General features: G+C 64.6%; 18 protein-coding genes. 1 reads left to right on the top strand and 17 read right to left on the bottom strand.

Annotated elements, in window-relative coordinates:
• Both RAK07_RS10870 and RAK07_RS10865 read right to left on the bottom strand, forming a co-directional pair.
• Positions 1-2,121: a lytic transglycosylase domain-containing protein gene (locus tag RAK07_RS10870; RefSeq protein ID WP_305732854.1), complete on the bottom strand. Its 2,121-nt coding sequence runs from the start codon at positions 2,119-2,121 to the stop codon at positions 1-3.
• Between the two features lie 10 nt (positions 2,122-2,131).
• The gene (locus tag RAK07_RS10865; RefSeq protein WP_305732853.1) at positions 2,132-3,244 is read right to left on the bottom strand and encodes a class I SAM-dependent methyltransferase; all 1,113 of its coding nucleotides are present in this window, start codon (positions 3,242-3,244) and stop codon (positions 2,132-2,134) included.
• Between the two features lie 100 nt (positions 3,245-3,344).
• On the opposite strand from RAK07_RS10865, the gene queC reads away from it, so the two are divergent.
• Positions 3,345-4,019 (top strand): 7-cyano-7-deazaguanine synthase QueC, encoded by a 675-nt coding sequence (queC, locus tag RAK07_RS10860; protein ID WP_305732852.1) that lies wholly within the window; start codon positions 3,345-3,347, stop codon positions 4,017-4,019.
• Here the strand turns inward: queC and RAK07_RS10855 are convergent.
• The 15 genes from RAK07_RS10855 to RAK07_RS10785 form a co-directional block, all read right to left on the bottom strand.
• Positions 3,970-4,590: a PqiC family protein gene (locus RAK07_RS10855; RefSeq protein ID WP_305732851.1), complete on the bottom strand. Its 621-nt coding sequence runs from the start codon at positions 4,588-4,590 to the stop codon at positions 3,970-3,972. The genes queC and RAK07_RS10855 overlap by 50 nt on opposite strands.
• Positions 4,587-6,251 (bottom strand): PqiB family protein, encoded by a 1,665-nt coding sequence (locus RAK07_RS10850; protein ID WP_305732850.1) that lies wholly within the window; start codon positions 6,249-6,251, stop codon positions 4,587-4,589. The genes RAK07_RS10855 and RAK07_RS10850 overlap by 4 nt, the downstream gene beginning before the upstream one ends.
• Positions 6,248-6,886, bottom strand: coding sequence for a paraquat-inducible protein A (locus RAK07_RS10845; RefSeq protein ID WP_305732849.1), 639 nt, complete (start codon positions 6,884-6,886; stop codon positions 6,248-6,250). The genes RAK07_RS10850 and RAK07_RS10845 overlap by 4 nt, the downstream gene beginning before the upstream one ends.
• Positions 6,883-7,515, bottom strand: coding sequence for a paraquat-inducible protein A (locus RAK07_RS10840; RefSeq protein ID WP_305732848.1), 633 nt, complete (start codon positions 7,513-7,515; stop codon positions 6,883-6,885). The genes RAK07_RS10845 and RAK07_RS10840 overlap by 4 nt, the downstream gene beginning before the upstream one ends.
• Positions 7,516-7,688: 173 nt before the next feature.
• Positions 7,689-8,690: a phosphate acetyltransferase gene (gene pta / locus RAK07_RS10835; RefSeq protein ID WP_305732847.1), complete on the bottom strand. Its 1,002-nt coding sequence runs from the start codon at positions 8,688-8,690 to the stop codon at positions 7,689-7,691.
• A 151-nt stretch (positions 8,691-8,841) separates the two neighbouring features.
• Entirely contained in the window at positions 8,842-10,032 is a 1,191-nt protein-coding gene (gene trpB, locus RAK07_RS10830; RefSeq protein ID WP_305732846.1) for a tryptophan synthase subunit beta, read from the bottom strand.
• Complete coding sequence (locus RAK07_RS10825; protein WP_305732845.1) at positions 10,029-10,649, bottom strand: phosphoribosylanthranilate isomerase; 621 nt, start codon at positions 10,647-10,649, stop codon at positions 10,029-10,031. The genes trpB and RAK07_RS10825 overlap by 4 nt, the downstream gene beginning before the upstream one ends.
• 68 nt (positions 10,650-10,717) lie before the next feature.
• A complete protein-coding gene (locus RAK07_RS10820; RefSeq protein WP_305732844.1) occupies positions 10,718-12,073 on the bottom strand; it encodes a TrpB-like pyridoxal phosphate-dependent enzyme in 1,356 nt (451 codons plus the stop codon).
• A gap of 5 nt (positions 12,074-12,078) precedes the next feature.
• Complete coding sequence (locus RAK07_RS10815; protein WP_305732843.1) at positions 12,079-13,398, bottom strand: homoserine dehydrogenase; 1,320 nt, start codon at positions 13,396-13,398, stop codon at positions 12,079-12,081.
• The gene (gene nusB, locus RAK07_RS10810; protein WP_305732842.1) at positions 13,395-13,823 is read right to left on the bottom strand and encodes a transcription antitermination factor NusB; all 429 of its coding nucleotides are present in this window, start codon (positions 13,821-13,823) and stop codon (positions 13,395-13,397) included. The genes RAK07_RS10815 and nusB overlap by 4 nt, the downstream gene beginning before the upstream one ends.
• Before the next feature lies 1 nt (position 13,824).
• The gene (ribH, locus tag RAK07_RS10805; protein ID WP_305732841.1) at positions 13,825-14,289 is read right to left on the bottom strand and encodes a 6,7-dimethyl-8-ribityllumazine synthase; all 465 of its coding nucleotides are present in this window, start codon (positions 14,287-14,289) and stop codon (positions 13,825-13,827) included.
• A 68-nt stretch (positions 14,290-14,357) separates the two neighbouring features.
• Entirely contained in the window at positions 14,358-15,446 is a 1,089-nt protein-coding gene (gene cbiD, locus RAK07_RS10800) for a cobalt-precorrin-5B (C(1))-methyltransferase CbiD (RefSeq protein ID WP_305732840.1), read from the bottom strand.
• Positions 15,447-15,476: 30 nt separating this feature from the next.
• Complete coding sequence (locus tag RAK07_RS10795) at positions 15,477-16,826, bottom strand: sensor domain-containing diguanylate cyclase (protein ID WP_305732839.1); 1,350 nt, start codon at positions 16,824-16,826, stop codon at positions 15,477-15,479.
• A gap of 8 nt (positions 16,827-16,834) precedes the next feature.
• On the bottom strand, positions 16,835-17,437 hold the full coding sequence (locus tag RAK07_RS10790; protein ID WP_305732838.1) for a chemotaxis protein CheC: 603 nt from the start codon (positions 17,435-17,437) through the stop codon (positions 16,835-16,837).
• Positions 17,434-17,802, bottom strand: coding sequence for a response regulator (locus RAK07_RS10785; protein WP_305732837.1), 369 nt, complete (start codon positions 17,800-17,802; stop codon positions 17,434-17,436). The genes RAK07_RS10790 and RAK07_RS10785 overlap by 4 nt, the downstream gene beginning before the upstream one ends.
• Positions 17,803-17,895 lie beyond the last annotated feature (93 nt).

The raw sequence follows: 17,895 nt of genomic DNA, 5'->3' as shown, positions 1-17,895 counted from the left end.
CTACGGGATTTTGTACAGCGCCTGGTAGATGGCGCCGGCTGCGACGATTTTCTTCACGTAGTCGCGGGTCTCCTGGTAGGGAATGTTCTCGATGAACTCGTCCCGTTCCAGATGGCCAAAGGCGGTGCGCCAGCGCTTGACCGCGCCGCCGCCGGCATTGTAGGCCGCCAGGGCGAAAACCGTGTCCTGGCGGTACTGGTCGAGCAGCTCACGCAGGTGTTTGGTCCCCAGGCTGATATTGTGTTCGGGATCAATCAGCCGTAACGGGTTGTAGGGTTCTTTCCCCTTGTAACCGGCGGTGAGCCGGGCGGTTGCCGGCATCAACTGCATCAGGCCGATGGCGCCGGCGTGGGATTTGACGTCGGCCCGGAAACTGCTTTCCGCCTTGGTCAGAGCCAGCACCAGCGACTCCGGCAGCTTGTAGGTGGTGCTGTACGTGCGGATCAGGTCGGCATAATGACGGGGATAGCCGAGCCGCCAGAAGGGAAGGGTGCTGCGTTCCCAGGTGGCGGGCCGGTTCTGGTGGAAGGTCAGGATGGAACCGTGAAAGTCCCCCGCGAGCTGCTGGAGGCGTGCCAAGCCGGGCAGCTGGGCCGCCGACAGCACACCCGGCGTTTTCAGGGGTGCCAGTTCCGCACGGGCCTCGTCCAGAATTCCCAGCTCGGCCAGGGCCTGTATCCGCTGGCTGCCGGAGGGCAGCTCCGGCTCCGGCAGTCCTGCCGGCAGCGGCTCCCATGGCGCCGGCGTGCCGCTTTTGCCGCGGTGCCAGGCGGCATAAAACCCGAAGGGATACTCCTGCAGCAGGGTTGCGTAGAAGCCGCCGGCATCCTGCGGACGATTGCGGCGCTCATTGATTCTGGCCAGCCAGTACAGGGAGCGTTCACGGTAGGCATCCTGCTTCAGCAACGCGCGGAACTGCCCGTCGGCTCCCTCCAGGTTGCCGGAGAGATACCGCCCCCAGGCCAGTTCCCAGCCGGCGCGCCCGGCCTGGTCGGAGGTCGGAAGCTCCCGGAGTAGCCGCTCCAGCAGCAGTGAGGCTTCGGCAAAACGTCCGGCATGTTTGTGCACCAGGGCGGCTCCCAGCAGGGCATCGTCAGCCAGGGGACCACGCTCCGCTCCCAGGGTGAGGTACCGGGCCAGAGCCTTGTCCGCCGCTCCCTGGCGTTCTTCCAGGCGGGCCAGCAACAGGAGCGCCTCATCGCGGACAGCGGCAGCCTGGCTGCCGGCTGCCCGCTTGAGCAGCGGTTCGGCCAGCGCGTAGTGGCGCTGCCGCAGTGCGGCCTGTCCGGCGGCCAGGTCGACGCGGGCGGCAAATTCGTCACTCATGCCTTCGCGCTGCAGGGCGGAGAAAGCCCAGGCCGCCGTAGCCGGCTGATTGTTGGCCAGAAGCAGCCGGCCGCGGCTGTACTGCTCTTCAGGGGTCACGTCGGCGGCACCGGCAACCCCCTGGGCAGCCAGTTCCTTGAGCAGCTTCCAGGCTGCCTCCGCTTGGGGAGCAGCCGGATGGGTCAGCCAGATGGTACGGCAGAGCTGCACTGCTGCGGTTCGGTCGCCGAGCTGTTTGAAACACTGGGCGCTCTGCAGCAGTGCGTCCACATGGTCGCTGCCCAGGGGATAGCGGGTGGTGAAGCGGCGGTAGGCGGCCAGGGCCCCCTTGAGGTCGCCGTCGGCAAACAGGGCATCTGCGGCCAGTTTCTCCATCCGGCGGCTGCGGGAGGGGAGCGGTGTGGTGCGGGCGGCTGCTTCGGCATCGCGGAACGCCTCGGAAAAGCGCTTCAGATTGAAGAGGGCTTCGGCTTTCAGCCCCCGGGCGAGATCGGCCAGCAGCGGATAGCTCCGCTCCGCATCGCTCAGGTGGGGCAGGGCCTCCTCGTAGCGTTTCAGACGCAGGCAGGCTTCCCCGGCCATCAGGCTTCTCTGCCCCGACGGCTGGGCGGTCTGCAGTGCCTGCAACGCTTCCTGGTTGCGGTTGGCACGCAGGTGTTCCGCGGCGCGCGCAAGCTGCGGGTCCGCTACCGTGGCGACGGAGCTGTCGGCCCTGAGCACCAGCACGGTGGGAAGGAACAGGAAGACCAGGAAAAGGACGGAGCGGAACAGTCGGAAAAATGGACGCTGGTTCATGGGATGGTATCTAGCATTTCGCGGGGCTACGGTCAACCTCCCCGCCGGCCTGGCGGGTACCGGTGATCAGCAGCAGCAGGTGTTCCGCCAGCTGCCGGGCGAGCTGCCGCTCCGCAACGGACAGGGTTTCCCAGGGCTGCGGGGTGCGGCAGCGCCGCAGCAGCTTCCGGGTTGCCCGGTTCAGGGGGGGGAGGGGATGGCCCAGTCGTCCGACTGGCTGGGGAATGCGGGGCAGGATGCCGGAAAGGCAGGGGTTGAGGCTGACGAGGGCCCCGGCTTCCGGCTGGGCCGGGCCGCAGGTGTCCCTGCCCAGGAAGAGCAGGTAGTTGCTGTCCAGCTCCCTGGTCCGTTCGAGGGTGCGCAGCCGGGCCAGTTCGTCGGACGGGTCGGACAGGGCGCCGGCGTGGGCGAACAGGAGCGGCCGCAGACCCGTTGCAGCAAGCAGCGTTTCCAGCTGCGCAACCGTGAAGGTCTGAACCAGCGGATGCAGAAACGCATCGGCCAGGCCGCTGTCGAAGGCGGCATCGGGGGCCTCCGCCACCGCCGTTGCCAGGGACGATCCCTCCGGCAGTCCTTTGAGCAGCCGCTTCAGGTCGGTGAGGGACTGCACGCCGAGACGACGCAGGGCGCGGCGGGCAGCCTCGGTCCGTGTGCGGGCACCGTGGCTGTAGAGCATGACCCGCATGATTCCTCCCGGTGCCAGGCGGGTGGCCAGGGCGCGCAGTCCCGCACCCGGATCGGGCAGGTGGTGCAGTACGCCGAAGGCGTCGATCAGGCCGAACGGCCCGGGAGCCAGCTGTCCATCGAGCAGGTCTCCCCGGAGAAAGTTGACGTTGCGCCGCAGATTGAGCAGGCAGTGCAGCCGGGCCCGCCGCAGACTGGCGGCGGAGAGGTCCAGGGCCGTGACCCGGCAGCCCGGATTGGCCAGGCTGAAGGGGTAGGGGGAAAAACTGCCGCAGCCGGCCACCAGCACAGTCCGGGCCGTCGGCGGCGGCATGGCGCCGTTGAACCTGCACCAGAGCGCTTCCAGGGAGATGGCGTAGGTATCGCAGCGGCGAATGCGGGCAAGCAGGGGGTAGTGGGGGTAGGGATGGGTTTCATAATGCCGTTGCACGGAATTCATGGTGCCACCGTACCATGAACGGCCGGTGGCGGGAACCCCTTGACCGGGGTCCGCTGACGCTTTAAGGTGACGGCATCATCACGGTACCGAGGTTAGCACCATGCACAACAAAGCGGTCGTACTGTACAGCGCCGGCCTGGACTCCACCACCTGTCTGGCCATGGCGGCTCACCAGGGGTTCGAACCCTATGCCATCAGTTTTGACTACGGCCAGCGTCACCGCCATGAGCTGGACGTTGCCAAGGCCAACGCCGTGCGGCTGGGCGCACGGGAACACCTGGTAGTCGGCTTCGACCTGCGCATGATGGGGGGAAGTGCGCTGACCGCGGATATCGCGGTACCCAAGGAGGGGGTGGGGGCGGAGATCCCGGTAACCTACGTGCCGGCCCGCAACACCATCTTTCTCTCCTTCGCCCTGGGATGGGCCGAGGTACTGGGGGCCTTCGACATCTTCATCGGGGTGAACGCCCTGGACTATTCCGGCTACCCCGACTGCCGTCCCGCCTTTATCGAGTCCTTCGAACAGACCGCCAACCTGGCCACGAAGGCGGGAGTGGAGGGGAGCGGGCAGTTCCGCATCCATACTCCGCTGATCAGCCTGACCAAGGCGGAGATCATCCTGGCCGGCACCGCCCTGGGGGTGGACTACGGCCTGACCCATTCCTGCTACGATCCCACCCCGGAGGGCCTCTCCTGCGGTAGCTGCGATTCCTGCCGGCTGCGTCTCAAAGGGTTTGCCGAGGCGGGGCTGGTGGACCCCCTGCGTTACGCCTGAGGTGCACGGCAATATCCCGGCTGACGGCGGCAAGGGCGCGGCTGTAGGCCGAAGCAATTGCCCCGTGGTCGGCAGAGACGCTGGTTTCCCGCACCAGGCTGCGCCCGGTCTGCGGCGCTCCTCCGGCAGCGCTCCTGACCGTCCAGAGCGCATCGAGAATCACCAGGCTGCCCGAGGATTCGAAGCGCTGGAAATCCACCGTGATGCGGTAGTCGGCGGGAGCGGGGGCGGCACGGGGGTACCAGGAGACGCGGTCGGTGCCCAGGATACGGGACAGGTTGTCCGCCATGATCCGGGGAATGGCGCTTTTCAGCGGTTCCGCCCAGCGGTGGTTTTCCAGCAGGCGCACCTGGTGGGCGTCGATGCCGACGACCAGCTGGGGACGGTCCACCAGCTCGGGCAGGGTCACCGGCCTGACCTCCAGCGAGTGGGGAAAGGGGATGCCCGGATTGTTGTCGGTGGACGGCAGTGGGGCAAGCGTATAGAACTGCGCCTCCGGCGACGCGGCACAACCGGCGAGGAGCAGTGCCGACAGCCAGCAGGCGACGGTGTTTCGTGCAGATGATCTCATCGGGTCTCCTCCTTCTTTCCCTGCAGCAGCGCTTCCGGGTGCCGTTCCAGGTAGTCCCCCAGGGTCCGCAGGGATTGGGCGGCCCGGTTCATTTCCCGCAGGGCTTCGCGCAGGTCGTGCTGCAGGGGGGCGTCCGCCGCCAGGGCCTGGCGGGCGCTGGTCAGGGTCGTGCGCAGTTCATCCAGGGTAGTACGCACGTCATGCACCATGCCGCGCGCTTCCGGCAGCAGCGAGGCGTCAACTCCCTTCAGCAAGTGGTCGGCACTGGCAAGGGTGCTGTCGAGACGCTTCAGGGTGGTCCGGGCATCCCCGGCCAGTTCCTCCAGCGGCAGCCGTTCAAGTTTCTGCACCACCTGCATCAGGGAGGTCTGGAACTGCTCCAGGCTGCCGGTTGTGGTGGGCAGCAGCGGAGGATTCCGGGTCCAGTCGATCCGTGTTGCCGTCTCCTTGGGGAAAAAGTCCAGAGCAATGTACAACTGGCCGGTGAGCAGGTTGCCGTTACGCAACTGGGCGCGCAGCCCCTGCTCGACCAGCGTTGCCAGCAGCTTGCGGGTGTCCGTCGGCGCCCGCTGCTGCGTCGTGGTCCGGTAGCGGGCACGCAGCCGTTCCGGGTAGAAGTTGATCTCCACCGGCATCACCACGTTTTTGCGGCCTGCGCCCAGCTCCACGCCGATCTTGCTGACCTCTCCCACCGCTACTCCCCGTAAATCCACCGGAGCACCCACCGACAGGCCGCGTACCGATTCGTGGAATACCAGCAGGTAACGCTCGACAATTGTATCGCTCCGTTTAAGGGCTTCGTCCCGGTCGGCAAACAGGGTGAAGATGCTGTTGCTTGGGGCCGGCTTGTTTTCGCGGTTGTCCTCCGGGGTCTGAAAGGCGATACCTCCCAGCAGTATCGACGACACGGACTGGGTATTGACCTTGACGCCGCCGGCATCGAGGGAGAACTCCACGCCGCTGGCATGCCAGAACAGGGTGTTGGCCTTGACGTACTGATCAAAGGGAGCCCGGATGAAGATGGTGATGGTGACGCCGCTGCCTTCCTTGTTCAACTGATAGCTGATCACCTCCCCCGCCTGGATTCTGCGATAATAGATCGGCGAGGCCACGTTCAGCGAACCGATGTCCTGCGCCTGCAGGACGAACTGTCGCCCCGGCTCGTCCATCTTGACCGCCGGCGGACCGTCCAGGCCGGTGAACTCAACCTGCTCGGCGGTGGATACCCCGGCATCCATGGCGATGTAGGAACCGCCCATCAGGGTGTTGAGCCCCGAGATGCCGCCCCCCGAAATGCGCGGGCTGACCACCCAGAAGCGGGTGTCGGCCACCAGCAGATTTTCCGCCTCCTTGTTCAGCTGGGCAACCACCTTCACGCTGCTGCGGTCCCGGGAGATGGTGATGCTCTTGACGAGGCCCACCTGGACATCCTTGAACTTGATCCTGGTCTTGCCCGCCTCGATCCCTTCGCCGCTCTTGAAGGTGATGGTGATGACCGGCCCCTGTTCCAGATAGAATTTGACCGCCAGAGAGAGGCCGACGATGGCGGCGATGATCGGGACCAGCCAGATCAGCTGGGAGGAGCGGTAGCGCCGGCGTTCGATTGCGGCCTCGGGGATGTCACCTTCGGGGGGCGGTACGGAAGCGGTCGTATCGGTCATTGGAGCGTCTCTTTCCGGAGCGGATCCCAGATCAGGCGGGGATCGAATTTCATGGCAGCGAGCATGGTGAGCACCACCACGGCGCCAAAGGCCACGGCACCATCGCCGGCCCTGACCGTGGCCAGGGAGCTGATCTGGACCACGGCGGCAAGAAAGGTGACCACGAAAATATCCAGCATGGACCAGCGCCCCACCAGCTCCACCAGACGGTACAGGCGCATCCGCTGCATCGGCCACCAGGTGGAGCCGCGCTGGGCCGTCACCAGCAGCAGGGTCAGGGCCAGCAGCTTGAAGAGCGGCACCAGGATGCTGGCGATGAAGACAATGACGGCGACCCCCTCGAAGCCGGTTTTCCAGAGATAGATGATGCCGCTCATGATGGTGTCCTTGCGGTAGCTGACCAGAGAGCCGGTTTCCATCATGGTCATCACGTTTGCCGGTATGTACAGGATGGAGGCCGCAATGGTCAGAGCCCAGCACTGCTCGATGCTGTACGGTTTGCGGCGGTGCAGTCTGGCGTTGCAGCGTGGACACCGTCCGGCATCCCTCCGTTCCTCCGGACGCGAAACCAGCGTGCAGACGACACAGCTGTCAAGCCCCAGCTCGTCGGGAGTTGGATGCATCCGCCGTTTCATGCCGCGGCCTGCCTCGTTGAGCGGTAGTCAAGGCGCATCCAGATTTCACGGGGATTGAACGATGCCGCCACGGCGGCCAGGAGCAGGGTCAGTACCGCGAAGGACCAGAGAGCCACGCCGGGCAGTATGGAGAAGTCGCTTTGCAGCTTTACCAGGGAAACCAGCAGGCCCAGCATGAACACCTCCACCATCCCCCAGGGCTTGATGGCCGTTATGAGACGCAGGATGAGCGGAATGCCGGGAGGTTGCCGTTGCAACTGAAGCGGCACCAGCAGATAGAGCAGCAGGGAGAGCTCCAGGGCCGGCACCAGGATGGCGGTGATGCAGACCAGCGATGAGATGCTGTACATCTGCTGGTGCCAAAGTGCCTGCACGGCACCGGCCAGCGTGGCGGCGTTGCGGTTTCCCTGGATTTCAATCCCCAGGATTGGGTAGCTGTTGGCGACGATGAAGAAAACGGCCGCCGCCAGGGTCAGGGCAAGGGTGCGTCTGATGCTGTCGGGGCTGTTGCGGTAGAGTGTGGCGCCGCAACAGCAACAGACCGCGGCACTGCCGGGAGGGAGCGCTATCTCCCGCAGCAGCAGACCGCATTCGTGACAGGCAACCAGGTGGGCAGCGGTATGATTCATCGGTATATCCGCGGTGGAGTTTCCCGCGCCGGGTGGGCAGGATCAGATGCTCTCTATAGGTACTCCGAATTTCGCCGTTGTCAAGCGGGGGAAGGGGATGGCAGACAAGAATTGCAGGAGAACACGCTCCCCGTTCCCGCCGGGAACGGGGAGCGTCGAACTCGGACGTGCCGTTAGGCGCCGGCCTGCACCGCGGTGATGGCGACGACGTTCACAATGTCCTCCACCGAACAGCCGCGGGAGAGATCGTTGACCGGCTTGGCCAGGCCCTGGATGATCGGCCCCACCGCCTCGGCACCGGCCACCCGCTCCACCAGCTTGTAGGCGATGTTGCCGGCATCCAGGTCGGGGAAGATCAGGACGTTGGCCTTGCCTGCCACCGGGCTGCCGGGGGCTTTCTTTTCGCCCACCTTGGGCAACAGCGCCGCATCGGCCTGCAACTCGCCGTCGATCTTGATATCGGGCTTGATGGTTTTGGCGATCTCCATCGCCTTGGTCACCTTGTCCACGTCGGCGTGGGAGGCGCTGCCCTTGGTGGAGAAGGAGAGCATGGCCACCCGGGCGTCAACATCCAGGAACGCCTTGCAGTTGCCGGCGGTTGCCACGGCGATCTCCGCCAGGGCCTGGGCGTCGGGGTTCGGATTCACGGCGCAGTCGGCAAAGAGGATGATGCCGTTTTCGCCGAAGGACGGGGTCTTGGTGACCATGAAGAAGTAGGAGGAAACGGTTTTGATGCCGGGTGCCGGACCCACGGTCTGGAAGGCGGCTTTCAGCACGTTGCCGGTGGTGCCGGTGGCGCCGGCCACTTCGCCGCCCGCATCGCCGTTTCGCACCATCATGCCGGCGTAGTAGAGGTTGTCCTCGGCGGTAAGCAGTTTACGGGCTTCCTCCGGGGTCATCCCCTTCGACTTGCGCAACTCAGTGAAATCGGCCACGTACTGCTCCAGCTTGGGTGACGTGGCCGGGTTGAGCAGTTCAACGCCGTCCAGGCTGACCCCCTTGGCGGCTGCCGCGGCCTGAATCTTGGCCGGGTCCCCCAGGATCACCAGTCTGGCCAGCCCTTCCTTCACGATTTTTTCGGCGGCGTACAGCATCCGCTCGTCGTAGCTTTCCGGCAGTACCACGGTCTTCAGATTCTTGCGGGCTTTTTCCTTGATTTGATCCACCAGATGCATCGCTCTACCTCCCCTGAAAAATAAAACAAGTTTTTGCTAGATACCTGAACAGGGTTGGGGCCGTCAATAGAAAAAGCCGCGAAAACGCGGCTTTTAGTGAGACTAAACGAAGTGGAAAGCAGTTGTGGAAAGCATCCCGGTACCAGTAGTCTCAGAACCTGACCCCCAGTGCATCGGCCACGGTGTGGATATCCTTGTCCCCCCGGCCGGAGAGGCAGACCACCATGGTCTGGTCCGGCGGCAGGGTGGGGGCCAGTTTCAGGGCGTGGGCAACGGCGTGGGACGACTCCAGGGCCGGCATGATCCCCTCTTCGCGGGTGAGGGTCTGGAAAGCGGCCAGTGCCTCGTCGTCGGTGATGGAGACATATTCGGCCCGGCCGGTATCCTTCAGCCAAGCGTGTTCCGGCCCCACACCGGGGTAGTCCAGCCCGGCGGAGATGGAGTGGGCGTGGGCCACCTGGCCGTCGGCGTCCTGCAGCAGGTAGCTGCGCTGGCCGTGGAGGATGCCGGGGGAGCCGGCGCAGAGCGGCGCGGCATGGGCACCGCTGGCAATGCCGTGACCGGCGGCTTCAACGCCGATCAGGCGGACCGAACGGTCTTTCAGGAAGGGGTAAAAGAGCCCCATGGCGTTACTGCCGCCGCCGACGCAGGCCACCAGCAGGTCCGGCAGCCGTCCTTCCGCCTTGGCGTGCTGCTTCTTGGCCTCCCGGCCGATTACGGCCTGAAAGTCCCGCACCATCATCGGGTAGGGGTGGGGTCCGGCCACGGTGCCGATGACGTAGAAGGTGGTCTGGATGTTGGTGACCCAGTCCCGCAGTGCCTCGTTCATGGCATCCTTCAGGGTGGCGGTGCCGGCGGTCACCGGGTTCACCGCCGCCCCCAGCAGTTTCATCCGGAAAACGTTCAGTGCCTGACGACGGATATCCTCGGCCCCCATGAACACTTCGCACGCCATGCCGAACAGGGCCGCCACGGTGGCAGTGGCCACGCCGTGCTGACCGGCGCCGGTCTCGGCGATGACCCGCTTCTTGCCCATCCGCCGGGCCAGCAGCCCCTGGCCGATGGTGTTGTTCACCTTGTGGGCCCCGGTATGGTTCAGGTCTTCCCGCTTCAGGTAGATCTTGGCCCCACCCAGCTTTTGAGTCAGCTTTTCGGCAAAGTAGAGAGGCGAAGGGCGTCCCACGTACTGCTCCAGGTAGAAGCGGAACTCCTGCTGGAATTCGCGGTCGTTCTTGTAGTGGGCGTAGGCCTCCTCCAGCTCTTTCAGAGCCGGCATCAGGGTCTCGGGAACGTACCGCCCGCCGTAGATGCCGAAGTGGCCGCGCTTGTCCGGTTGACTCATGGTAGTGCTTCCTTTGCAGCGCGGATGAACTCCCGCACCTTCTGATGATCTTTTTTGCCCGGCCCACGCTCAACACCGCTGGAGACATCCACGGCAGAGGGCTTCACCTGCCGGATTGCTTCGGCCACGTTGTCCGGGGCGAGCCCGCCGGCCAGCACGATCCGCTGGTGACGGTTCACCGCCTCCCGGGCGATCTCCCAGTTGAAGGTGGTGCCGCTGCCGCCGTAGCAGGAAGGGGAGTAGGCGTCCAGCAGGAAGCCGGCGGTCCGGTAGGCGGCCATCGGCTCCAGACAGGTGAGGCTGCGTACCCGGAACGCCTTGAGCACCCGGCGCCGGATCAGGGGGCAGTAGTCGGCGGGTTCGTCGCCGTGCAACTGTACCAGGTCGAGACGGCAGAGATCGGCGATGCCGTTGACCGTGGCCGGATCTTCGTTGACGAACAGGCCGACGGCCTGCACGAAGGGGGGGAGCTGGGCGATGATCCGCACCGCCTCCTCCGGGAAGATGTGACGGGGAGATTCCCGGTAAAAAACGAATCCCAGGGCGTCGGCCCCGGCCGCTACCGCGGCCAGGGCATCCTCGGGATCGGTTATGCCGCAGATTTTCACTCGGGTCATGGGCCACCGCAGGGGCGGCGCTTGCTCCGCCCTTTTCGTATACGCAAAGGGCGCGGCACGCAGCGCCCCTACATCACCACCTTGGGCAGGCTTTTCAGTGATTCCTGCACCAGCTCCGCCGGATATTCGTAATCCTCCAGGGCGCCGGAGAGATAACTGTCGTAGGCTGCCATATCCATGAACCCATGGCCGGAGAGGCTGAAGAGAATGGTCTTCTCCTTACCCTCCTCCTTGGCCAGCAGCGCCTCGTCGATGGCGGCCCGCACGGCGTGGGACGATTCCGGCGCCGGCACGATCCCCTCCTGTTTGGCGAACAACAGTGCCCCCTCGAAACAGGCGGTCTGCATCAGGGAACGGGCCTCGATCTGGCCGGCCTCGTACAGTTGCGACACCAGCGGTGACTCGCCGTGGTAGCGCAGGCCGCCGGCATGGATGCCCGGTGGCATGAAATCGTGTCCCAGGGTGTACATCTTGGCAATGGGGGCCATCTTGGCGGTGTCACCGTAGTCGAAGGCATAGACCCCCTTGGTCAGGGTGGGGCAGGAGGCCGGTTCCACCGCCAGGCAGCGGACGTTCTTCCCCGCGGCCCGGTCCGCCAGGAAGGGGAAGGCGATGCCGGCGAAGTTGGAGCCGCCGCCGCAGCAGGCGATCACCACGTCCGGGTAGTCCCCCACCAGTTGCAACTGCTCCTTGGCTTCCAGGCCGATGACCGTCTGGTGCAGGCAGACATGGTTCAGCACGCTGCCCAGGGCGTAGTTGGTGTCGCCGTGGGTGGCGGCATCCTCCACCGCTTCCGAAATGGCGATTCCCAAAGAGCCGCTGTTTTCCGGGTCCTGGGCCAGGAGGGCCCGGCCGGCCTCGGTATGAGGGGAGGGGGACGGATGCACCGTGGCGCCCCAGAGCTGCATCAGGGATTTGCGGTACGGCTTCTGGAAGTAGGAAACCTTGACCATGTAGATGGTGCATTCCAGGCCGAACATGCTGCAGGCTAAAGCCAGGGAGCTGCCCCACTGGCCGGCACCGGTCTCGGTTGCCAGGCGCTTGATGCCGTGCACTTTATTGTAGTAGGCCTGCGGAATGGCGCTGTTCGGCTTGTGGGAGCCGGCAGGGGAAACCCCTTCGTACTTGTAGTAGATTTTCGCCGGTGTTCCCAGGGCCTGCTCCAGCCGGTGGGCGCGGAACAGGGGGGCGGGGCGCCAGAGCTTGTAGATCTCCCGTACCGGTTCGGGGATGTCGATCCAGCGCTGGTTGGACATCTCCTGCTCCAGGATCGACGGCGGGAAGATGGCCAGCATCTCCTCCGGGGTCACCGGCTGACCGGTGCGGGGGGAGATCACCGGTTGCAGCGGACCGGGCAGGTCCGGGATGATGTTGTACCACCGGGTGGGGATCTTGTCTTCAGGCAGCAGAATCTTGGTTTGCATGCAGGTCACTCCAGGTTGTCTTCTATGCGGATAAACCGGCTTTTTTCGCAGATATACTCAAAGGCGTCGATCTCGTCCAGGGCGGCCCGGATCGACCCTTCCCGTGCCTCGTGGGTCATGATCACGATCGGCACCGCCTCGCCACCGTTGTCCCGGGCGGTCTGCACCATGGATTCGATGCTGATCCCCTTCTCCCCCAGCTTACCGGCAATACCGGCCAAAACGCCGGGACGGTCCAGGGCGGCGAAGCGCAGCATGAACTTGGTGACGATATCCGCCATCGGCTTGAGGGGCAGGGTGGTGATGGCACTGTCCAGGAATCCCAGGGGAGCGGCCCGGCGGCTGCCGCCGCCGGCCACGATGCTGCGGGAGATCTCGATCAGGTCCCCCACGATGGCGCTGGCGGTGGGGTTCTGACCGGCGCCGCGGCCGTAGAACATCACCGGCCCCACGAAATCGCCGGTGAGCCGGATGGCGTTGAAGGCCCCTCCCACGTCGGCCAGGGGGTTGTGCAGCGGGATCATGGTGGGATGCACCCGTACCTCAAGCTGGCCGTCGTCGGTCCGCTTGCCGATGGCCAGCAGTTTGATCCGGTAGCCGAACTGTTCGGCAAAGCGGATGTCGATGCCGGAAATACCGGTGATCCCCTCGGTGTAGATGGCATTGAAGTCGATACTGGTGCCGAAGCAGAGGGAGGCCAGCACCGCCAGCTTGTGGGTGGTGTCGGTCCCTTCGATGTCGAAGGTGGGGTCCGGCTCGGCGTAGCCCAACTCTTGGGCGCTTTTCAGGACGTCGCCGAAATCGGCACCCTCCTGGGTCATGCGGGTCAGGATGTAGTTGCAGGTGCCGTTCATGATGCCGAAGACCGAGCCGAAGCGGTTGGCGGCCAGGTTTCCCTTGATGGCGGAGAGCACCGGAATGCCGCCCCCCACGGCGGCCTCGTACTGCACCTCCACCCCCTTTGCCGCGGCAGCGGCGTAAATCTCGGCGCCGTGCAGGGCCAGGAGTGCCTTGTTGGCGGTGACCACATGCTTGCCCGCGGCAATGGCCTTCAGCACAAAGGTGCGGGCCGGCTCGTAGCCGCCGATCAGCTCGATGACGATGTCGATCTCCGGGTCGTTGAAGATGTCGTCCGCACGGGTGGTGAGGATGGCCGGATCAACCGCCACTCCCCGGTCGCTGGTGATATCCAGGTCGGCGATGCGGCTGAGCGTGATGCCGGTGCCCACCTTGTCGCGGATAACGGTGCTGTTGTCCCGGAGCAGTTTCACCACCCCGGCGCCGATGTTGCCGAAACCGATCAGCCCTGCCTTGATGTCGTTCATTCAGGTGTGCTCCGCTCTTCGTCCTTCGGGCAGGCGTCAAGCTCGTCCAGGATGCCGTTCACAAAGGCGGGAGATTCCTTGTCTCCATATTTTTTGGCGATTTCGATCGCCTCGTTGATGCTGACCTTCTTGGGAATGTCGGAGCGGAACAGCAGCTCAAAGGCGGCCAGCCGCATCACGTTCAGGTCAACCCGGGGCATGCGGGAAAGGGACCAGTTCTTGGAACGGGCCGTGATGGCGGCATCGATGGCGTCGCGGTGCTCCTCCACTCCCTGGACCAGCGCTTCGGCGAACTCGCGGGTCCGCTGGTCAGCCTCCACCCCCTCCCGGAATCCCCGGAGGGTCTCCCGCAACTCCTGCTTTCCCGCGTCACGGGCGTACAGTATCTGCAGGGCCAGTTCACGGCCCGCGCGGCGTTGTCCCATATCAGAGCGCCTTGAAGAGGTTGGCGGTTTCGATGGCGGTGACCGCTGCCTCGAAACCCTTGTTGCCGGCCTTGGTGCCGGCCCGCTCCACCGCCTGCTCGATGGTGTCGGTGGTGAGGACGCCGAAGGCGATGGGCAGCCCGGTTGCCAGCGAGACGGAGGCAACTCCCTTGGAAACCTCGGCGGCCACGTAGTCGAAATGGGGGGTTGAGCCGCGGATGACGGCGCCCAGGCAGATCACGGCGTCGTACTTGCGGCTTTCCGCCATCTTCTGGGCGGTCAGCGGAATCTCGTAGGCGCCGGGTACCCGTGCCACGTTGATGTCGGCATCGCTGCCGCCGTGACGGATGATGGCGTCCAGCGCCCCTTCCAGCAGGCGCTCGCAGATGAAGCTGTTGAAGCGGCTGACCACGATGCCGAATTTAAGTCCCTTGGCATCCAGATTGCCTTCGATGAATGTTGGCATGAAACCTACCCTCCCTGAGGGATGAACTCGAAAGCCTTTCTTATACCACACCGGGCAGGCGGTTTGAACTACTTTTCAGAGGGGACGGGCGGTTTTGCGAGAATGGTGCTGCCGTCGTAGCCGCAGACCAGCAGGCCGGGCACGAGGGAGGGGGCATGCAGGGCGACCGCTTCGGCCGCCTTGCCGCAGACCAGCTCCAGCAGGGCGGGATCGTTGCCGGAGGCGGTGATGATTTCACGGGCCGTGTTGGCTCCTGCAATCAGGGAGGTGACGGTGGCGGGAAGAGCGGCCGCTTCGGCCCACTGCAGCAGGCGGGAGAGGTCCATTTCCGAGGCGGCGGCATGGGTGTTGGGGTGACCGCAGGCGATCTTGAGCAGCTTGCCGAACTGGCAGGCCAAGAGCGGCTGCGGAAAACCGTGCCGCACGCAGGAACGGAGGGCGTGGGCCACATGGTCACCCATCATGATGAACGCTTCTTCGGGAAATGAAGTCGGATTTTCGCTCTGCAGATGGCGCATGGCCGCCAGTTCGCTGGTGCGGCCGGTGCAGAGCACCACGGTGGGGCAACCGCAGGCGCGGGCCACGCCCAGGGCGGCATCGATGGTGTCGGTCCAGGCCTGGGTGGAGAGGGGGCGGACAATGCCGGTGGTGCCCAGGATGGAAAGGCCGCCGATGATGCCGAGGCGGGCGTTCAAGGTTTTGTTCGCCCGCTCCTCGCCATCGGGGATGCTGATCACGACCCGGTAGCTGCCGACCGGCAGTGCCTCCCGCACCGCCTGCCCGATCATGTGCCGGGGCACCGGGTTGATGGCCCATTCCCCCGGCGGCACCGCCAGCCCCGGCTTGGTCACCCGGCCGATGCCGCAGCCTCCTTCGATGACAATCCCGCTCTCCCCGCCGCTGGCGGTCACGGTGGCCCTTACCTCGGCGTGGTTGGTGATGTCCGGGTCGTCGCCGGCATCCTTGATCACCGAGCAGGTGGCGGTAGCGGCGGCGAGACAGCTGCTGTGCAGGGTGAAGGAGGCGCTGTCGCCGGTGGGGAGGGTGATGGTGACCGCGTCAGGCACCGTGCCGTCCCGCAGCAGCAGGGCCGCCCCCTTGGCGGCGGCGGCGGCGCAGGCGCCGGTGGTGTAGCCGGAGCGGAGCGGTTTCAGCATGGTGCGGCCAGCGTGGGGAGTGGTACCGTCTCAGTCCTCATGGCGGCTGACGACACGGTTTCTTCCTTCCGATTTGGCGGTGTAGAGGGCGTAATCCGCCATCCTGAAAAGATCAGCGGGGGATTTCTCGCGGCTCGGCACAATGGTGCCGACACCGATGCTGACGGTGACCACGGAGCTTACTTTTGATGATTCATGCTCGATATCCAGGGACATCACGTTGTTCCGGATCTTTTCAGCGATGCCGGCGGCATCGGCCGCGGCGGTCATCGGCAGCAGTACCACGAACTCTTCGCCGCCGTAACGGGCGGTCAGGTCGCCGGTACGGCGCACCGAGGTGCCCACCACGTTGGCCACGGCCCTGAGACAGCGGTCGCCGTCCTGGTGGCCGTAGGTGTCGTTGAAGAACTTGAAGTAGTCGATGTCGAGGATGATGAGCGAGAGCGGTACCGGCGACCGCACTGCCCGGCGCCATTCATTCTCAAGCTCTTCGTCGAAGGTGCGGCGGTTGAACAGGGCGGTCAGGCCGTCACGCATGGAAAGGTAGCGCAGCTGCTCCTCGATCTTTTTCCGCTCGGTGATGTCGCTGAAAATAGCGGCAAATTTGCGGATGAAGCCGTTCTCGTCCCGGATGGCGCTGATGGTCATGTCCTGGGGATATATCTCGCCATTTTTGCGCCGGTCCCAGATTTCCCCTTGCCAGACCCCCTCTTTCAGGATGCTGTTCCAGATATGGGCGTAGAACGCCTGATCGTGTTTGCCCGACTTGAGGATGCGCGGAGTGTTGCCCACTGCCTCGGCGGCGCTGTAGCCGGTGATCTGTTCAAAGGCAGGGTTCACCGAAAGAATCAGGCCGTTGGCATCGGTGACGAAAATTCCCTCGCTGGTACTGGCGAAGACCGAGGCCGCCAGCTTGAGCTGGGCCTCGGCTTTTCTGCGTTCCTCGATCTCCCGTAGCGCCTGTGCATGCAGTTCGCGGGCGTTCTTGGCAAGCCGGGTCAGGTCGGTCACGTCCTGAATGGAGACCAGGGCGTGAATCTCGTCACCGGCGTGGAGCGGCGTGACGGTCGTATGCTGGGTCCGTTCCCGGCCGTTGGGAAAGCTGGTGGGGATGAAGCGGTGGTGGAGCTGGGAGGAAAAGACCACCGACGGCCCGCCGTCGAACAACGGCCTGATCCGGTCGGCGTAGCGACTCTCCGCCAGGTGGGGGTAAAAATCGGCAACGGAGCGGCCGATGATCTCCAGGCGCTGGATGCCGGTCCAGTCCTCCATCAGGGTGTTCCAGCAGAGCACCGAAAAATCGCGACGCAGGACGAACGCTCCCAGAGGGAGGTTGTCGAGAATGGCAAAGCAGGTATCGGGTGCGGGCTGGCAGGACATGGCGTTGTTCAGGCGCTCAGGGCGGCGTCGACCGCGTGCTTGAGGTAATCGAAGGAGCCGATCTCGAACAGCAGGATAATTTCCCCCTCGACCCGGTAGCTTTCCACGGTAAAGCGGGTGGTGGCGGAGAGCACCGGTGCCGAGCGCTCCATCTCCAGGTGCAGCACCGAGGCGATACTTCCTTCCACGTAGGCCGGGATGGAGTAGGTGAGCCGCGTTTCCAGCAGGTTGCCGAAGGCGGCCATCACCGCGTTGAGGATGATGTTGCCCACCTCACTCAGGGTGCCGATCTTGAGCGCGTCCAGATCGTCGGAAAACGACTCTTCGCCGATCAGCACATCCACCAGCTTGGAGGCGCTGTCCGGCGGAAAGACCAGGGAGGAAACCCCGTTGATCGGCCCCCTGAAACTCAGCCGCACCGCCGACACCGGTGTGGTGCGCATCACCCCGAGGCTGTTGTCGATATCACTGAAGGAAATCACATCAACGTGAGGCACTTCCAGGGTGATGTGATTGTTGAGCAGGTCGTTGAGCATGCCGGCAGCCTTGCCGACACCGATGTTGATGATCTCTTTAAGGGCATCCTTCAGTTCGGGGGAGGTGACGATCACGGCGTACCCCTTTCCAGAGCCGAGGTGACGGCAGCCAGGAGCGTTTCCGCCCGGGGAGGTTTGTGGAGCACCTCAACGGCACCGTACTCCAGGCAGTCGCTACGGGTCTTGTCCTGCACATCGGCGGTCAGGATGATCACCGGGATCTGCAGTGCGTTGTTGCGCAGCGCCAGCAGGAACTTCAGGCCGTCCATTTCGGGCATGAGCATGTCGGCGACGATACAGTCCGGCGACTCGGTGGTCACCACCTTCAGGCCCTTTAATCCATCTTCGGCTTCCACCACTTCGTGACCGGCCTGTTTCAAAATCTTGCCGGTAAGGTTACGTGCAAATCCCGAGTCATCAATCAGCAGAACACGTGCCATGGTGTCCTTCTTTGCAGGTGAAGTACGAACAAGCGGGGGCATTATCATGGCGGGAAAAACGGCTGTCAAGGGTTGATTCGGCCACGGGCGGTC

It is taken from the genome of Trichlorobacter ammonificans, from assembly GCF_933509905.1.
Taxonomy (GTDB): domain Bacteria; phylum Desulfobacterota; class Desulfuromonadia; order Geobacterales; family Pseudopelobacteraceae; genus Trichlorobacter; species Trichlorobacter ammonificans.
Note: the sequence above shows the minus strand (reverse complement) of the source record. Positions and strands in the feature narration are given on the sequence as shown.